Here is a 16059-nt window from a genome sequence, read left to right on the forward strand (position 1 = left end):
TGATCGACAAGGAGCGTTCGGAATGCATCTGACACCGCGAGAACTCGACAAGCTGACAATTCTCATGTTGGCGGATGTCGCACTGAGGCGAAAGGCAAAGGGGCTCAAACTCAATCATCCGGAGTCCGTCGCAGTCATCACTGCAGCCGCTCTGGAGGGAGCTCGGGAGGGCAAGACACTCGAGGAGGTCATGGCCGACGCATCGCACGCCTTGACGGTCGACGACGTGATGGAAGGTGTCGCGGAGATGATTCCGCGTGTGCAGGTCGAGGCGGTGTTCCTCGACGGTAGCCGGCTCGTCACCGTGCACTCTCCGATCCAGTAGCCCGACCGAGATGTCAGGAGCACTCCAAGATGGCAAGCAAATCGACGAAGAAGGATTCCGGCGGCGAGAAGAAAGTGCCGGTCGGCGGATATGTGTTGCGGGACGAGCCGATCGAGCTGAACGAGGGTCGTCCGCGTTTGAAGCTGCGAGTCCGAAATACCGGTGACCGTCCCATCCAGGTGGGTTCGCACTATCACTTCATGGAAGTCAATCGCGCGTTGTCGTTCGATCGTGAACAGTCCTTCGGCTGGCGCCTCGATATTCCCGCGGGCACGGCGGTCAGGTTCGAGCCGGGCGACGAGAAGGAAGTGACGTTGGTGCCGTTCGGAGGCAAGCAACGGGTTCAAGGCTTCAACGGACTTGTCGACGGTTGGGCGCCGACCCACGCCGCCTACCGGCCGAGGCTCCCCGGAGCCGTCCAGCGTGCCGAAGAACTCGGCTTCCTGTCCGAACCTCAAACCGACTGATTCTCGTTCACGGCGGACGAAGGAGAGCAACACCCATGACAAGCATTTCGAGACAAGAGTATTCGGGTCTGTTCGGGGTTACCACGGGTGACCAGATCAGGCTCGGCAACACCGACCTGTACATCGAGGTCGAGGAAGATCTTCGAACCATCGGCGACGAGTCGATCTACGGCGGCGGCAAGACGCTGCGCGACGGCATGGGCCAGGATCCGGAGTCGTGCAGCATCGACGGTGCCCTCGACCTCGTGATCACCAACGTGGTTATCGTCGATGCAACCATCGGCGTCGTCAAGGCAGACGTGGGAATCAAGGACGGGAAGATCGTCGGCTGGGGCAAGGCGGGAAACTCCAGCACGATGGAAGGCGTCACTCCGGGGCTGACGACCGGTCCGGCGACCGACGCGATCTCCGGTGAGCAGATGATTCTCACTGCCGCCGGCATCGATCCACACGTGCACCTCGTGTCACCGCAGCAGGCGTATCACGCGCTCAGTGGGGGAGTGACCACGCTGATCGGTGGCGGCATCGGCCCGACCGACGGAACCAACGGCACCACCATCACTTCCGGCATCTGGAACATGGAGATGATGCTCAAGGCCAACGAGGGTTTGCCGGTCAACGTCTGCATGCTGGGCAAGGGTAACTCGTCCGGGCATCAGTCCCTGGTCGAACAGATCAAGGCCGGTGCGGCCGGTCTGAAGGTCCACGAGGACTGGGGCGCAACCCCGGCCACGATTCGTGAGTCTCTGCGGGTGGCAGACGAAATGGATGTTCAGGTCGCCATTCACACGGATACGCTCAACGAGGCCGGCTACGTCGAGGACACCATCGCGGCCTTCGAAGGACGCACGATTCACACCTATCACAGCGAGGGCGCGGGTGGCGGCCACGCACCCGACATTCTGCGGGTGACGGGAGAGGACAACGTACTTCCGGCGTCGACCAACCCGACGTTGCCGTACGGCATCAACACTCAGGCCGAACTCTTCGACATGATCATGGTCTGTCACAACCTCAATCCCAAAGTGCCCTCGGATGTTTCTTTTGCCGAGTCCCGCGTTCGCGCCGAGACGATCGGTGCCGAGAACGTACTGCAGGACATGGGCGTCATCTCGATGTTCTCGAGTGACTCACAGGCGATGGGCCGCGTCGGAGAAAACTGGCTACGCGCGATCCAAACAGCGGACTGCATGAAGCGGTCCCGCGGGAAGCTGCCCGAGGATTCGCCGACGCACGACAACTTCCGCGTGTTGCGTTACGTCGCGAAGGTCACGATCAATCCCGCGTTGACGTTCGGTCTTTCGCATGTGGTCGGGTCGATCGGTGTCGGGAAGATGGCGGATCTTGTTCTCTGGGAGCCCGCATTCTTCGGTGCGAAGCCGAAGACGATCATCAAGAACGGTCTGATCAGCTGGCACGCCATGGGAGATCCGAATGCGTCGCTCCCGACACCACAACCGGTGATCTACCGGCCGATGTTCGGTGGATTCGGCAAGGCGTTGCCGCAGAGTTCGGTCTCGTTCGTCTCGCGAGCGGCACTCGACGACGGCATCAAGGACAGGCTCGGTCTAGAACGTCAGGTTGTTGCTGTCGAGGGAACCAGAACAGTCACCAAGCGTGATCTGGTTCGCAACTCGGCCACTCCGGAAATCAAGGTGGACCCGGAGACCTTCGCGGTGACTGCGGACGGCGTCCACGCATACGTCGAACCTGCCGAATCCATTCGCTTGAACCAACTTTACTTCTTCAGTTAGGGGTCTCCTGTGTCGGGAACAATCACACACACGCACGGCGCCGATGCGACGCCACACACGCACGGCGAGATGACCGCGCCGAGCGGAAAGCCGACGCGAATCGACGCGCTGCTCGGGAAGGAGACCGACGAGGAGTGGGTCGGTCGACTCGACAATGCGGTAGTCGACGTCTTGTCGCTCGATCAGTGGGAAGCGCAGAAGAGTCGGCTACGACGCACCACGATCGGTGGCCGTGAATTGGCCGTCTCGCTCGATCGGGGTATTCAGTTGCAGGATGGCGACATTCTGCTGTGGGACGAGCCGGCGAACACCGTCGTCGTGGCCAGGATCAACCTCAAGGACGTGTTGGAGATCGACCTGAGCGCACTGGTCGACGTCACGCCCGAGAAGATGATTCAGACGTGCCTGGAGTTGGGACATGCCGTGGGTAACCAGCACTGGCCTGCCGTGGTGAAGGGAATGAAGGTCTACGTTCCGTTGACGGTCGACAAGGCGGTCATGGGCTCGGTGATGCGGACACATGCTTTCGAGGGCATCGAGTACACCTTCATCCCGGGTGCCGAGGTCATTCCCTACATCGCTCCACACGAGGCACGCCGTTTGTTCGGTGCGGCCGCTCGTGAGGGCGAGGGGCATACCCATGACCCTCTCGTCTGAGGGATCCGGGCTCAGCATCAACCGCGCGATGCGGATGATGCAGTTTTCCGATTCCATGTTCCCGGTCGGTTCCTTCTCGTTCTCCAACGGTTTGGAATCGGCCGTGGCGCAGGGAATTGTCACCGACGGTCCGTCGCTGCGGGAGTTCGTACTCTCGGCGGCGCATCAGGGGGCGACGTGCGACGGTATCGCCGTACTCGCGGCGCACCGGGGCGCGACAGCCGGTGACTTCTCGGCGATCCTCGCCGCCGATCATGCAGTGATCGAACGCAAGCTCAACGAAGAAGCACGCACGATGAGTACCCGGATGGGTAAGAAGTTGGCCGAACTCGGCGGGCGCTTGGCCGGTGAGACCCTGTTCAACAAGTGGTTGGCCGCGATCGCATCGGGGGAGACGCCGGGTACCTACCCCGTCGGCCTCGGAATTGCGTTCGCGGAGATGGGTTCTCCGGAGGAGGACGCTTTCACGGTCAATCAGTACGGTGTCGCGATGACGTTGCTCGGCGCTGCCCTTCGCATCGTCCGAGTAGATCACCTTGCGACGCAGGAGATTCTGTTCGAGGTCAATCAGAGCGCCGGCCGTGAGTACGCCGCAGTGCGTGACTACGGACTCGACGACATGTCCAATTTCGCCCCGATGATCGACATTCTGGCTGCGGTTCACGTCAAGGCGCACGTCCGAATGTTCATGAACTAGAAGGAGAACGATGAAGAAGACAACGCGCATCGGAATCGGCGGACCCGTGGGTTCGGGTAAGACCGCACTCATCGAGGCGATCACGCCGGAGTTCATCAAGCGGGGCACCAGCGTTCTGATCATCACCAACGACGTGGTCACCACCGAAGATGCCAAGCATGTGCGCAAGGCTCTCAAAGGTGTTCTCGTGGAGGAACGTATCGTCGGCGTGGAGACGGGAGCCTGCCCACACACCGCCGTCCGCGAAGACCCGAGTATGAATCTCGCGGCCGTCGAGGACATGGAGAAGACGTTCCCGGACACCGACGTGGTCTTCATCGAAAGTGGTGGCGACAACCTCACACTGACGTTCAGCCCTGCTTTGGTCGACTTCTTCATCTACGTCATCGACGTAGCCGCAGGCGACAAGATTCCGCGCAAGAACGGTCCGGGAATCTCGCAGTCCGACATCCTGGTCATCAACAAGACCGATCTCGCACCGTACGTCAACGCAGATCTCGGAGTCATGGATCGCGACTCCAAGGGAATGCGGGGAGACAAGCCGTTCGTCTTCACCAATTGCATGACAGGGGAAGGCATCAAGGACGTGGTGGACCTGATCGTGCACGGAGTCCTCTTCGACGAAGAGGAAGTGGGAGCGAGCGCACCGTGAGCGCACCGCCCGTCCCGGGAGCATCGCGAGCGCTCCCGGGGCCGATCCCGACCATCCCGGAACTCGACCAGTACCAGGATCAACCGAAGCAGGCCCCAGCCGGCAAGGTCGGGAAGACCGGCGTTCTCGAGATGCGATTTGTCGACCGTGGCGACAAGACGATTCTGCGGGACATGTACCGCAAGACACCGCTGCTGGTTCAGCAGGCGCTGTACTGGGACGAAGCGTTGCCGACCATGCCGTGCGTCTACATGATTTCCACGTCCGGCAGTGTGTTGCAAGGCGATCGACTGTTCCTCACCATCGAGATGGAGCCGGGTTCCCTCGCGCACGTGACCACTCAGTCGGCCACGAAGGTCCACCGGATGGATGCCAATCACGCGTCGCAACTCCAGAAAGTGGTGCTCGCGGAGAATTCGTATCTCGAACTGATGCCGGGGGTGACGATTCCGCACCGCAACGCGAGGTACTACGCGCGCACCGACATCACGGTGGATCCGACTGCAACGCTTTTGTTCTCGGAGATCGTCATGCCAGGTCGTAAGTACCACGACGGCGGAGAGATGTTCGTCTACGACCTGTACTCCACAATGATCAAGGCGGAGCGTCCGGACGGGGAGAACCTCTTCACCGAGAAGCTGGTGATCGAACCGGCACGTTTTCCCGTGCGATACGGCGGAATCATGGGCGATCACGACGTGTTCGGCAATGTCATCTTGTTGACACCGAAGGAACATGCCGACGCGATTCTCGAAGAGGTAGTTCCGGGCCGTGACGGCAAGGTCGTTTCCGGAGCGAGTCGGCTACCGAACGACGCTGGTCTCATCTTCAAAGTCCTCGGTCCGGAGAGCGAACCCGTCAAGGCAAAGGTTCGTGATTTCTGGGCTCTGGTGCGAAAGGCAGTTCTGGACACCACCATTCCGCCCGTCCCGCTCTGGGGATGACGCGGATCGCCGGAGAAGGATCGAGGGACGTGCGATGACCACCATCACCAAGCCGTGGGACGACGTCGCGGACAAGAACGTCGTGCTCAGATTCATCGACACGAATCTCAAAGGCTCCGGGCAAGTGATGTTTCAGGGCAATGCGCTGACCGGCCTGCTGTTTCTGGTCGGCATCTTCTGGGGCGCGACAGCCGCGGACACGATCACCGTCGCGATCGGTGCCGTGGTGGGTCTGGTGGTATCCACCGTCACCGGCATGATGCTGCATTCTGACGACGATTCGATGCGTATCGGCCTGTACGGGTACAACGGAATTCTTGTGGGAGCTGCCTTTCCGACATTCCTTGCCGGTGGCGTGATGCTGTGGATCTACCTCGTGGTGGGAGCTGCTGCGTCGACCATCGCGTTCCTGGCGGTTGCCAATGTCTTCAAGACGTGGGGCGTACCGGCACTGACATTTCCGTTCAACCTCGTCAACTGGTTCTTTCTCCTCGCGGCATTCCAGTTCTTGCGGATCGAAACGTCGGACCTCAGCGCGGGCCAGTTTCCGCAACACATCGGGGACGCGTCGGTTCATGCCGACATCACGTTCAGCTTCCTGTGGGACACGCTGTTCCGCAACGTCTCCCAGATCTTTCTGATCAACAACACCGTCACCGGCATCATCTTCGTGATCGCGCTGCTGGTCGCGTCACGCTGGGCGGCGTTGTTCGCGCTCATCGGTTCCGCGATAGCGATGGGTGCGGTGCTGGCGCTGGGTGCCAACACCGTAGACGTCGGCAACGGTCTTTACGGGCTCAGTTCGGTGCTGACGGCAATCGCTCTGGGGTCGGTGTTCTACAACCCGTCGTGGCGTGTGTTCGTCTACACCGTCTTCGGCGTGCTGGTGACTGTTGTCATCCACGGCACGCTGGTATCGGCCTTCGCCCCGATTGGCCTGCCCGCCGGGACGGGCCCGTTCGTCTTCGCTACATGGCTGTTCCTGCTGCCGAAGAAGAAATTCGTTCCCATCCAGCACGACACCATCGAGGGCGGAGCGGCCGAGGGCAAGGATTCGATCGCGAAGGCCAACGGATAGAAAGGTGATCGGCGAGGCGCCCGTACGCTAGGGCATGCGATGAGTACATCTATTCGCCCTGCCGCCACCGTCGAACAGAAAGCACCCACATGACAGACGCCAGCGCCCCTCGCATCCACCTCGGTCCCGTCGAGGATCCTCACGTCGCCGACGGAATACGCCGAGCCGGTGGAGCTCTCGTTCCACTGGCAGAAGCCGAGGGCGTCGTGTGGGTACAGGGGCCGGAGACGTTCCCGTCGTCGCTACCCGATTCGGTTCGCTGGGTGCAGTTGCCGTTCGCCGGGATCGAGCCCTGGTTCGACGCCGGTGTGATCGACGACAAGCGGGTCTGGACGTCTGCTGCCGGGGCGTACGCGGGCAATGTCGCCGAACATACGATGATGCTTCTCCTCGCCGGTGTGCGCTCTCTCCCCGAACAATTGGCGGCGCAGTCGTGGCGCAAGGAAGAGTTCGACCCGCGGGTGGGTACCTTGCAGGGCTCGACGGTGGCGATCATCGGTTGCGGCGGCATCGGCCGTGCGTTGATCCCGTACCTCGCCGCGTCCAAGGTCAAGGTCATCGCGATCACCCGCTCCGGGACCCCTGTCGATGGTGCTTCCGAAACGCTCTCGGCCGACCGCACCGGCGAAATCTGGTCCAAGGCTGATCACTTCGTGATCGCGGCGCCCTCGACATCCGCGACGCGGCATCTGGTCGGCAAGGCTGAACTGGACCAGATGTCGGAGTCGAGCTGGATCGTGAACATCGCACGAGGCAACCTGGTCGACACCGAGGCGCTGGTCGATGCTCTCGAAGCTGGTTCGATCGGGGGTGCAGCACTGGACGTCACCGACCCCGAGCCGCTCCCGGACGGGCACCGGTTGTGGAAGCTCCCCAACGCGATCATCACTCCGCACGTCGCCAACCCGGCTACGACGCTCACGCGTGTGCTGGCAGATCACGTGGCCGCCAACGTCGCACGATTCGCTGCGGGTGAGGACCTCGCTGCGGTAATCGATCCGTCGGCGGGCTACTGAACCGACAGAACGCGCAAATCCTCTAGACCGTCCACGACGGGAACTCGCCACGACGCAAGCTCTTCCGGTCCCTGCTCGTCCCACAGTTCGAACAGTTCCGAATCGGTCGATGCGATGGTGCGCTCGACCATCTCGATCAGCCAGGTGAGCCGCTCGCTGGTCAGGGTCGAGGTGAAGGAATCGAGATCGAGGTCTTGGGTGGCAGGGTCGCGCTTGCGATCGGCGCGCACGATCAGCACCAATTCGAGCAAGGCGACGGCGATTTGGCCGCCGTCCACTTCTAGGTAGTCGTCCTCGAATGCCCACTCCACCGTTTCGAAGGTGAAGTCACCGTGTCCGATGGACGCGATCAAATCCCCTGCACCGTCGTTCTCGAACGGTCCCGATCCCCACGCGCCCACTGTCTACTCTTTTCCGATTGCCGTGTCAGCGCGCTTCGAGCGCGATCTTCGCTCCGAATCCTAGGAGAACTGTTCCGGTTATGCGCTCGAGTGCCTGTCGCACTCGGGGCTTCTCGAAGGTGCTACGCGCCCGCGAGAGAAGGACCACGTAGCCACTGAGCCACACGATGGTGATGGCTGCATGGATGAGCACCAGCAGCGCAAGCGATGGTCCCGTCGGCCATCCGGCCGGAACCAACTGAGGCAGCAGTCCGGTGTAGAAGACGGCGATCTTGGGGTTGAGCAGGTTGGTGGTAAAGCCCGTCTTCCATGTCCCGGCCTTCGGCGCGCGCGGGGCGTCGGCATTGTGTTGCGTCCGTGAGGTCCGGCTCTCCCACAGTGCTCGCACACCGAGATAGATCAAGTAGGCAGCACCGGCGAGCTTGACCACGGTGTACGCCTCGGCCGACGCGGCCAGGATCGCTGAAAGCCCGAGGACAGTCAGCAGACCCCACACCAGAAGGCCCGAGACGATGCCGGCCGCTACCCGGAAACCGGCGGATCTGCCCGCGCCGAGAGCTGCCTGCGTCACGACGGCCATGTCCGGCCCCGGGACCAGAGTCAGTAGGGCGAGCACGGCTGTGGCGGCGAGCAGAGCGGTCAGCATGCAACAAGTATGAAGTCGGGGTGGGGAGCGAAGTCGGGCGGTGGTGTCGTGCCTGTGAACAAAGAGTGGCGCCGCGGTGTGAACTGCATGGACACGCCCGGAAACCGGCGTCTCGTCAGCACAGTTCGACAAAGTTATGCACACTGTGGGGAACCGGAACGATGCAGGTAGAAGGAATACCTCTGTTGTAATTCATCCTTTTGTCCACAGGTTATGCACAACTGGGAAGTGGATGTGAATGAAGTTATCCACACCTGTGTGTGCATCGGTGGAGAACTGTCCAACTCCATTGGATACCCGCGAGTAATAAATCCCAACCAGTGGGTTGACCCCGGGACGTTCGTCCTGTCCAATCGAGGGTTAGCGGTAGTCGTGCGATGCTCAGGGGGCGCTTGACGGATGCGGAGATTTGGGTTTGTCGGGATTGTGTTGGTCGTGCTCGCGCTTGTCGTGGGCGCAGTTGCGTATGCCGATCCGGCGCCTGAAAACCCACCCGGAGATATGGCCGGTCAGACCGGTGCTCACATCAATCGCATAGAGCAATTGTCGCCCACTCGCAGTGCCGTGTTCGTCGAGTCGCCGGCCATGCGACGCGAGGTGCAAGTGCAAGTTCTGCATCCAGTGACCAGTGCCGGTTCGCGTCCGTCCTTCTACCTGCTCGACGGAGTAAGTGCCGGTTCGGAATCCGGGTACTCCGAGAGCACCTGGACCCAGAAGACCGACATCGAAACGTTTTTCGCCGACAAGAACGTCAACGTCGTTCTCCCCGTGGGCGGTACCGGCAGTTTCTACACCAACTGGAAGAACGACGATCCGAACCTCGGTGTGAACAAGTGGGAATCGTTTCTCGCTGAAGAGCTTCCGGCGTTGATCGATTCTGCGTTCTCCGGAAACGGGACGAATGTGGTCGGTGGGGTGTCCATGGGTGCGCTCGGCGCGGCCAACCTCGTCACGCATCACCCGAAGCTCTACACCGGATTAGCCTCGTACAGCGGCTGTCTCGACAACTCCGAGTCGTCTTCGCAGGATTCCGTGCGGCTGACCGTGGCCAGTAAGGCAGGCGACGCCACCAACATGTGGGGCCCGGCATCGGACCCCGACTGGCAAAAGCACGACCCGTCCACCAACGCGGAAACGCTGCGTGGGAAGACGATCTACGTTTCTTCCGGCACGGGCGCGCCCGGAGAGTACGACAACGTCTTCACGCCGAGTGGACTGCAGACTGCCATCGAAGGCGGACCGCTCGAGGCGCTTGCCAACACGTGTACACAACTGTTCGAAGCGAGGTTGGGGGAGTTGTCAATTCCCGCAGTGTTCGCGTATCGAAACGACGGCACCCATTCATGGCCGTACTGGCAAGACGCGCTTCACGATTCCTGGCCGACAGTGAAGACCGCCCTGGGAATGTGAACTGGACTGCGAGCTGAGAACTACTCGGCCAGTGCCAGTTCGAGCAACTGGAGGGCGCCGTCACGGGTCTGCGCAGCCGCGATGAACCCCGCCTTGTGGCAGAACACCGAACCGTCGACGCCCGTCTCGGCAGCAAGGTCCGAGCCGTTCAGGCCGCGCCACGGCTCCGGCAACAGCTTTCGTGAACCGAACTTGGAGTCCGCAGGCTTGACCGTCTGGATCGACCAGCCGCCGTTGGTGTTCGGGAAGATGGTGAACAGAAGTTCCGGCTGGGCCGACGCGGCGCGGCCGTGGGGAACGAAGCGTTCCAGCACGACGAAGCGCGGATCCGACGCTTTCTCGTAGGTCTCGGTGAACTCACGCTCGGCTGCAGCGTCGCCGGCGTACTTGGCGCGCAGGCGAATCAAGACCTGAGTTGCGAGAACCACGGCCAGCTCGAACTGGGTGTCGAACTCCTCGTCGGTGGACGAGATCGGGTTGAACAGGTCCAGTACCGAGGACAGATCAAAAGGCTTGGTGCCGTAGTCGTTGAGGGTGTAGATCTCCTGGCCGTTGTCGACGGCGTCGATGCCCTCGACCAGACGACTGTCGATTCGGCGAAAAACGGAGGCGTCGCCTTCACAGAACTGCAGGCCGTATTCCTGCCAGAGCAGACCGAAGGCGGAGTACAGGATGCCGTTGCTGCGCTCGCCGGCATCGCGCTGATGATGGTCGAAGCGACCCTCGGCCGGGTTGTAGCGACCGCCGACGTCGAGCACGATGTCCGCGCTGTCGAGGACGGACTCGTCACGGCTGCGAACGACGGTGGCGTCGGGGTACAGCTGCTTGAGCAGCGATACGCCGAAGACGTCGTCTGCATGGAACTTGCCGTTATGGGTCGCGATGATCACCCGTCGAGACTAGGCAATCGAGCGCGGGGATGCCTATTCAGCCGACGGTGCGGATGCGATCGGTGGCAGGTGGCGAGACCGGGGACCCGGCTGCGAACAGGGCAGTCAAGGCGTCGAGGTCGTTACCCGCACCGGTCATCTGAGTGGAGTTCTTCAGTGCGGTGAAGCCGTCCCCGCCCTCGGCGAGGAACTTGTTCACCACGACGCTGTAGACGCCGTCGGGGGCGATGTCCTGCCCGTTCAAGCGCATTTCCGAGATTCGAGAGCCCGGCGCTGCTCGCCGGTCCATGGCGTAGGTGAAGCCCGCGGACGGGGAGAGGATGCGCTCGGTAGCGGTGCCGTCGAGGTCGATCTGGAATTGCTGTTCGAGAGCGTCCTTCAACACCGCTCCTGTGACGGAGAGCACCTCGAGGCTGTTGCCGAAGGGTTGAACACCGTAGGCCTGGCGGTAGGTGACCTGGCCGGAAGTGCCGAAGTCCAAGTCCTCGCGCATGCCGCCCGGGTTCGTCAACGCGAGTTGAGCGCCTCGTGTCGATCCGGCTGCGAGTTGAGCGTCGGCGACCAGGTTGCCGAGTGTCGATTCACCGCTGGGGACGCGGTCCCGTGTCAGATCGGCGGTGATGGTCCCCACCGGTCGCTGAGCGCTTTCCGACGCCTCCGACCAGGCTCTGTCCGCGAGAGCCTGAATATCGGGATCCGGCGAAATATCGTGTGTCACTATCTGATTGAAAGCGGACGTCTGATCGCGAACGACCTCGCGGGTGTTGCGATCGATGGTGACGTCTGCGACGGACACGATCCGGCCGTGCGAAGCGCCCTGCATGACGACTCTGGGATTGCCTGCGGGATCAGGGAATTCGCAGTTGTACTGCTGGTGGCTGTCGGCGGTGAAGATGACGTCGACTTTCGGTGAGGCACGCAACGCAATGTCGCGGGCCGGCCCGGACTCGACGTTGCAATCGTTGGGTCCACCTTCGACGGCCGGTTCGTCCCCACGGTGCAGGAGGACGGTGATGGCTTTGACGCCGAAGAAGTCGAGGACGTCGGCGGTGCGGTTGATCGCTTCGACCTCGTCGCCGAACTGCAGATCGGCGATCCCGCCGGGCGTGACGATCTGCGACGTGTTGGCGGGGGAAATCGCGATGACTCCGAGCGGAATGCCGTCGACCATGTTCACGGTGAAGGGCAGCGTGGCCGGAGTGCCGTTGGTGTACGTCATGTTCGCGGCCATCAGGGGGAAGTTGGCGCCGTCGAAGGACGGGCTGAACGTGCATGCATCGACGGCGGAGCAGCCGCCGGACTGCATGCGACGGAACTCGGCGAGTCCCTTGTCCAGCTCATGATTACCGATCGCGGAAGCGTCGATCTTCATCCGGTTCAGCAGTTCGACCGTCGGCTCGTCGTTGAACATCGCCGATTCCAATGCCGACGATCCCCAGTTGTCACCGACCGAGTACAGCAGCGAGTTGGTGGCCTGACTGCGAAGCTGTGTCACGTAGGCCGCGAGGTACGCCGCGCCACCGGCCGGGGTCAGTGAGCCGTCGGCCTGCCTGATCTCGCTGCGAACACCTTCCGGCGGGCGGAGACTGCCGTGCAGATCGTTGAACGCCAACAGACGTACCGACACCGTGTCCTGGGACTGGGCGGTGGCGACACCGCTCAGGGAGGTCGCGGTGGTGGCGAGAAGGGTTGTCGCGAGCACGGCACACGTTCGTGTCATGCGTCGCGTCATGCGTCGTGCTCCCTCACTCGGACCGGCTTCGAACCTCCCTGAGTGTGCCCGTCTGCCGAAACGAATTCCAGTCCTCGGCGTAACAGTTATGTATCGAGTGTCACGCGGTCACGCCGATGCCGGCTGCCCGCTTCGCGACGTCGGTGTTCGCGAAAGCGAGGAACGCATCGTTCTCGTGCGGATCGCCGATCGTCATCCGGACGCCCTCGGTGCCGTACTGGCGGATCAGAATGCCCGCTTCGGTACTCGCCTCGGCGAAACCGGGGGAGAGCTCTCCGAGAGGGAGGTAGACGAAGTTCGCCGACGACTCGGGGACGGTGTAGCCGGCTTCGATCAGCGCGGTTCGAACTCGCGTCCGCTCGGCGATGACGCCCTCGGTGCGGGCAAGCAGTTCGTCTGCTGCAGCCAGAGAAGCGATTGCGGCGGCCTGCGCGACAGCGCTCACGGTGAAGGGGGTGTGCACCTTGCCGAGGGCCACGATGATTTCCGGATCCGCGACCGCGTAACCCACGCGGATTCCTGCGAGGCCGTAAGCCTTCGAGAAGGTGCGCAGAACAACCACGTTGGGGCGGCTGCGGAACAGTTCGATGCCGTCGGCGTCCGAGCGTGAGTATTCGAAGTACGCCTCGTCGAGCGCTACGACGACGTGTGCCGGGACAGCGTCGAGGAAGCTTTCGAGCTCCGCCTTCGACAGCGCATTGCCGGTCGGGTTGTTGGGGTTGCAGACGAAGATCAACCGCGTGCGATCGGTGATCGCGGCCAGCATCGCATCGAGGTCGTGGCCGAAGTCCTCGGTCAGCGGAACCTTCACCGAGACGGCGTGGCCGACCTGGGTGACCACGGGGTACGCCTCGAACGATCGCCACGCGTAGATGACCTCGTCCCCCTGATCGCACGTGATCTGCACGAGTTCCTGGCACAGCGTCACGGAGCCACAACCAGCGGCGACGTTGGCCGGCTTAACCTTCAGGAACGCGGCCAGCGCCTCGATGAGTGCGACAGCGGCATTGTCCGGGTAACGGTTGGCATTGGCGACTGCGTCGGCGACGGCGTCACGCACACCGGGCAACGGCCCCACGGTCGTTTCGTTGCTCGCCAGTTTGATCGCACCCGGGAAATTGCGTCCGGGAACGTAGGCGGGGATAGAGGCGAGGTCGGGGCGAATGTGTGCGGTCACGAGTCGATTATGCGCGCACCGATGTGGTGCGTTGCGGCCGTCTGCGTGTCAGAGTTAGAAGATGTCGGAAATCTTCCGGGCCACGGCGTATCTGCGCGGAGCCGAAGGGGAGGTCGCCACGGCTGTTCCACTGACGGTGGTGGAGCCGGACGGCCCGACGCGAGGCGGAATCGTCGTCTTGCACGAAGCCCGGCAGTTCAGCCCGGCTCTGCTCAATCTGATGTGCTCACTGGCCGGCGAAGGGTGGGTGAGCGTCGCACCTCACCTGTTCCATCGCGAACCCGAACACATGCAGGGCGAGGTGTTCGGTGACAACCTCTTCGCCGACTTCGACGCGACCCTCGATTGGCTCGTCGGGCGTGAAGTTCTCGCGGACACCATCGGGGTGCTCGGATTCGACGACGCCGGAACCGCTGCGATGCTCGTGGCCACCAGCCGTCCCGTCGGCGCCGCGGTGAGTGTCGCCGCCGGGGGAATCGTCGAAGCGCTGTCGGTGGATGCTCAGGCGCTCGTCGACGCGGCCACTTCCTTGCAGGCACCGTGGTTGGCGCTGTACGGCGAGGACGATCCCAGCACGCCTCGCGAACACGTGACTCTGCTCCGGGAAGCGACCGCGAAGGCCGACGTCGCGACGCTGGTAGTCAGTTACGCCGGACTGGCTCACCGGGCCGACGAGCCGCCACAGCTGTCCGAGGACGCCGACCTCGACGACCCGGATTCGGCCTCGATCATCGAAGCTCAGACCCGGATCTTCGACTGGTTCGACAGTCACCTGCGGTAAGTCGGCAAAACAAGGCGCTGACCACACGTTTTGCCTTTGGTGGCGAAGGGTGTGTAATCTTTCGATCCGGCGGTCCGAAAGGATCGGAACCCCCAGGGAGGCGTGCCAGAGCGGCCGAATGGGACTCACTGCTAATGAGTTGTCCCTTTTACGAGGGACCGGAGGTTCAAATCCTCTCGCCTCCGCCAAGCCGGTGATTTTGACCGGCGGGTTAGAAATGATAGAAATTACGACGGCAGGATACGCAAGACCTGCTGGACAACAGAACATGCGCCCGTAGCTCAACGGATAGAGCACTTGACTACGGATCAAGAGGTTAGGGGTTCGAATCCCTTCGGGCGCACAAGAAAGAAGGTCACAGACTCCCGGTCTGTGGCCTTCTTTTGTTGTGGCACATTCGTAGTTTCTGAATGTGTGTGACGTCACCTCGGCGAATTTCGGGCGGTGATCCTCGCGATCGTAGGAACCGACAACCGATCCCCGCGACCTATGCTTTCTCCGGAGCAGCCGCGCGAACCGAGGAGAACCCGTTGGAGACCGTCGACAGTCGGACGCTCCCGGTCTACTCGGCCGGGGCGGTCGAGGTGCCCTTTGTCATCGCGGGCATGGACGAGCTCGTTTCCCGCGAGACCCGGTGGGAGGCGCACTCGCACCCGACCCACGAGTTGTTGTGGAACGAGCGGGGAGCGTCGAGCGCCACGGTGGGGTCACGAACCTGGACGATCACACCGACGGTCGGTCTGTGGATGCCTGCCGGTGTCCTGCACTCGGCGATCGCACCCGCCGGCACCTGGTATCGGGCCGCTCAGCTCGACATCGCGTCAGTTCCTTCTCTGTCCGACGTGCCGGTGGCGATCGAGGTCACTCCGCTGCTGCGGAATCTCCTCGAGCGACTGGCAGACGATTCACTCGGAACCTCCTCCCGCTCGCTCACGGAGCAGATGGTGATCGACGTGCTGGCACCGTCGCCGAACGAGTTGCTGGTTCTGGTGCCGGACTCGGCGCTTCTGAAACCCATCGTCGACGCGATCGGTGACGATCCGAGTGACATGCGCACGCTGTCCGACTGGGCAAGGCTGCTCGGCGTCAGCCCGCGAACCATCACCCGGGTATTTCGGTCGGAGACCGGGATGAGTTTCGGACAGTGGGTCTCGGCGGTGCGGGCCCAACGGGCCGTGACCCTTCTTGCGCACGGCTTGGATCTGCAAGAGGTTGCCGAGCGGGTGGGATACCACTCGACCAGTGCGTTCGGGGCTGCTTTTCGACGCACCACAGGGGCTACGCCAGGGATGTTCCGGGCCAGCTGATGGCCATCTCAGCCTGACTCGATCGCTACACAGGGTGTCCCAAACACGCGATTGCGCCACAATGCTCTCCCGTATACGGTTTAGGCAAACCTCACCTAAGTGCCTTTTCGAGCCGGGTTGAGGGC

At 62.4% G+C, this 16059-nt stretch carries 17 protein-coding genes and 2 tRNA genes; 14 read left to right on the top strand and 5 right to left on the bottom strand.

Annotation, left to right across the window (positions count from 1 at the left end; translation table 11 throughout):
- Positions 1-22: 22 nt before the first annotated feature.
- From I7X09_RS14535 to I7X09_RS14575, 9 genes are all read left to right on the top strand, one after another.
- The gene (locus I7X09_RS14535; RefSeq protein WP_003943837.1) at positions 23-325 is read left to right on the top strand and encodes an urease subunit gamma; all 303 of its coding nucleotides are present in this window, start codon (positions 23-25) and stop codon (positions 323-325) included.
- A 29-nt stretch (positions 326-354) separates the two neighbouring features.
- On the top strand, positions 355-792 hold the full coding sequence (locus tag I7X09_RS14540) for an urease subunit beta (RefSeq protein ID WP_003943812.1): 438 nt from the start codon (positions 355-357) through the stop codon (positions 790-792).
- Between the two features lie 35 nt (positions 793-827).
- A complete protein-coding gene (locus tag I7X09_RS14545) occupies positions 828-2546 on the top strand; it encodes an urease subunit alpha (protein ID WP_003943847.1) in 1719 nt (572 codons plus the stop codon).
- A 9-nt stretch (positions 2547-2555) separates the two neighbouring features.
- Positions 2556-3203 (top strand): urease accessory protein UreE, encoded by a 648-nt coding sequence (gene ureE / locus I7X09_RS14550; protein WP_019746461.1) that lies wholly within the window; start codon positions 2556-2558, stop codon positions 3201-3203.
- The gene (locus I7X09_RS14555; protein ID WP_019746462.1) at positions 3187-3900 is read left to right on the top strand and encodes an urease accessory protein UreF; all 714 of its coding nucleotides are present in this window, start codon (positions 3187-3189) and stop codon (positions 3898-3900) included. Before ureE ends, I7X09_RS14555 begins: the two co-directional genes overlap by 17 nt.
- Positions 3901-3910: 10 nt before the next feature.
- Positions 3911-4552, top strand: coding sequence for an urease accessory protein UreG (gene ureG / locus I7X09_RS14560; protein ID WP_019746463.1), 642 nt, complete (start codon positions 3911-3913; stop codon positions 4550-4552).
- Entirely contained in the window at positions 4549-5496 is a 948-nt protein-coding gene (locus tag I7X09_RS14565) for an urease accessory protein UreD (RefSeq protein ID WP_047888769.1), read from the top strand. Before ureG ends, I7X09_RS14565 begins: the two co-directional genes overlap by 4 nt.
- 34 nt (positions 5497-5530) lie before the next feature.
- The gene (gene yut, locus I7X09_RS14570) at positions 5531-6574 is read left to right on the top strand and encodes an urea transporter (RefSeq protein ID WP_095969524.1); all 1044 of its coding nucleotides are present in this window, start codon (positions 5531-5533) and stop codon (positions 6572-6574) included.
- Between the two features lie 89 nt (positions 6575-6663).
- On the top strand, positions 6664-7590 hold the full coding sequence (locus tag I7X09_RS14575; protein WP_095969525.1) for a D-isomer specific 2-hydroxyacid dehydrogenase family protein: 927 nt from the start codon (positions 6664-6666) through the stop codon (positions 7588-7590).
- On the opposite strand, the gene I7X09_RS14580 is transcribed toward I7X09_RS14575, so the two are convergent.
- Together I7X09_RS14580 and I7X09_RS14585 are read right to left on the bottom strand one after the other, a co-directional pair.
- Complete coding sequence (locus I7X09_RS14580) at positions 7584-7991, bottom strand: DUF4259 domain-containing protein (RefSeq protein WP_200317483.1); 408 nt, start codon at positions 7989-7991, stop codon at positions 7584-7586. The two genes, I7X09_RS14575 and I7X09_RS14580, sit on opposite strands and share 7 nt — an antisense overlap.
- Positions 7992-8016: 25 nt before the next feature.
- The gene (locus I7X09_RS14585; protein WP_200317485.1) at positions 8017-8637 is read right to left on the bottom strand and encodes a LysE family translocator; all 621 of its coding nucleotides are present in this window, start codon (positions 8635-8637) and stop codon (positions 8017-8019) included.
- Positions 8638-9036: 399 nt separating this feature from the next.
- On the opposite strand from I7X09_RS14585, the gene I7X09_RS14590 reads away from it, so the two are divergent.
- Entirely contained in the window at positions 9037-10047 is a 1011-nt protein-coding gene (locus I7X09_RS14590) for an alpha/beta hydrolase (protein WP_234036925.1), read from the top strand.
- Between the two features lie 20 nt (positions 10048-10067).
- On the opposite strand, the gene I7X09_RS14595 is transcribed toward I7X09_RS14590, so the two are convergent.
- The 3 genes from I7X09_RS14595 to hisC form a co-directional block, all read right to left on the bottom strand.
- Complete coding sequence (locus tag I7X09_RS14595) at positions 10068-10937, bottom strand: MYG1 family protein (RefSeq protein ID WP_124566654.1); 870 nt, start codon at positions 10935-10937, stop codon at positions 10068-10070.
- A gap of 37 nt (positions 10938-10974) precedes the next feature.
- A complete protein-coding gene (locus tag I7X09_RS14600; protein ID WP_124566655.1) occupies positions 10975-12669 on the bottom strand; it encodes a bifunctional metallophosphatase/5'-nucleotidase in 1695 nt (564 codons plus the stop codon).
- Between the two features lie 100 nt (positions 12670-12769).
- Positions 12770-13846: a histidinol-phosphate transaminase gene (gene hisC, locus I7X09_RS14605; protein WP_200317487.1), complete on the bottom strand. Its 1077-nt coding sequence runs from the start codon at positions 13844-13846 to the stop codon at positions 12770-12772.
- 61 nt (positions 13847-13907) lie between these two features.
- Here hisC and I7X09_RS14610 point away from each other — a divergent pair, with 61 nt between their 5' ends.
- The 4 genes from I7X09_RS14610 (at position 13908) to I7X09_RS14625 (ending at position 15934) form a co-directional block, all read left to right on the top strand.
- Positions 13908-14627 (top strand): dienelactone hydrolase family protein, encoded by a 720-nt coding sequence (locus I7X09_RS14610; RefSeq protein ID WP_200317489.1) that lies wholly within the window; start codon positions 13908-13910, stop codon positions 14625-14627.
- A gap of 96 nt (positions 14628-14723) precedes the next feature.
- A tRNA-Ser gene (locus I7X09_RS14615) sits at positions 14724-14815 on the top strand.
- Between the two features lie 82 nt (positions 14816-14897).
- A tRNA-Arg gene (locus I7X09_RS14620) sits at positions 14898-14970 on the top strand.
- Between the two features lie 187 nt (positions 14971-15157).
- Positions 15158-15934 carry a helix-turn-helix domain-containing protein gene (locus I7X09_RS14625; protein ID WP_124566657.1) on the top strand — a complete coding sequence of 259 codons (777 nt, stop codon included), beginning with the start codon at positions 15158-15160 and terminating at the stop codon, positions 15932-15934.
- Positions 15935-16059 lie beyond the last annotated feature (125 nt).

This window comes from Rhodococcus sp. P-2, from assembly GCF_016598535.1.
GTDB classification, from domain to species: Bacteria; Actinomycetota; Actinomycetes; order Mycobacteriales; family Mycobacteriaceae; genus Rhodococcus_F; species Rhodococcus_F baikonurensis.

What these genes read in the sequence shown, in the direction of transcription:
- I7X09_RS14555 (WP_019746462.1), top strand. Translation starts at nt 3,187, where the DNA reads ATGACCCTCTCGTCTGAGGGATCCGGGCTCAGCATCAACCGCGCGATG.
- I7X09_RS14575 (WP_095969525.1), top strand. Translation starts at nt 6,664, where the DNA reads ATGACAGACGCCAGCGCCCCTCGCATCCACCTCGGTCCCGTCGAGGAT.
- I7X09_RS14540 (WP_003943812.1), top strand. Translation starts at nt 355, where the DNA reads ATGGCAAGCAAATCGACGAAGAAGGATTCCGGCGGCGAGAAGAAAGTG.
- I7X09_RS14545 (WP_003943847.1), top strand. Translation starts at nt 828, where the DNA reads ATGACAAGCATTTCGAGACAAGAGTATTCGGGTCTGTTCGGGGTTACC.
- I7X09_RS14610 (WP_200317489.1), top strand. Translation starts at nt 13,908, where the DNA reads ATGTCGGAAATCTTCCGGGCCACGGCGTATCTGCGCGGAGCCGAAGGG.
- I7X09_RS14535 (WP_003943837.1), top strand. Translation starts at nt 23, where the DNA reads ATGCATCTGACACCGCGAGAACTCGACAAGCTGACAATTCTCATGTTG.
- I7X09_RS14600 (WP_124566655.1), bottom strand. Translation starts at nt 12,669, where the DNA reads ATGACGCGACGCATGACACGAACGTGTGCCGTGCTCGCGACAACCCTT.
- yut (WP_095969524.1), top strand. Translation starts at nt 5,531, where the DNA reads ATGACCACCATCACCAAGCCGTGGGACGACGTCGCGGACAAGAACGTC.
- ureG (WP_019746463.1), top strand. Translation starts at nt 3,911, where the DNA reads ATGAAGAAGACAACGCGCATCGGAATCGGCGGACCCGTGGGTTCGGGT.
- I7X09_RS14585 (WP_200317485.1), bottom strand. Translation starts at nt 8,637, where the DNA reads ATGCTGACCGCTCTGCTCGCCGCCACAGCCGTGCTCGCCCTACTGACT.
- I7X09_RS14590 (WP_234036925.1), top strand. Translation starts at nt 9,037, where the DNA reads ATGCGGAGATTTGGGTTTGTCGGGATTGTGTTGGTCGTGCTCGCGCTT.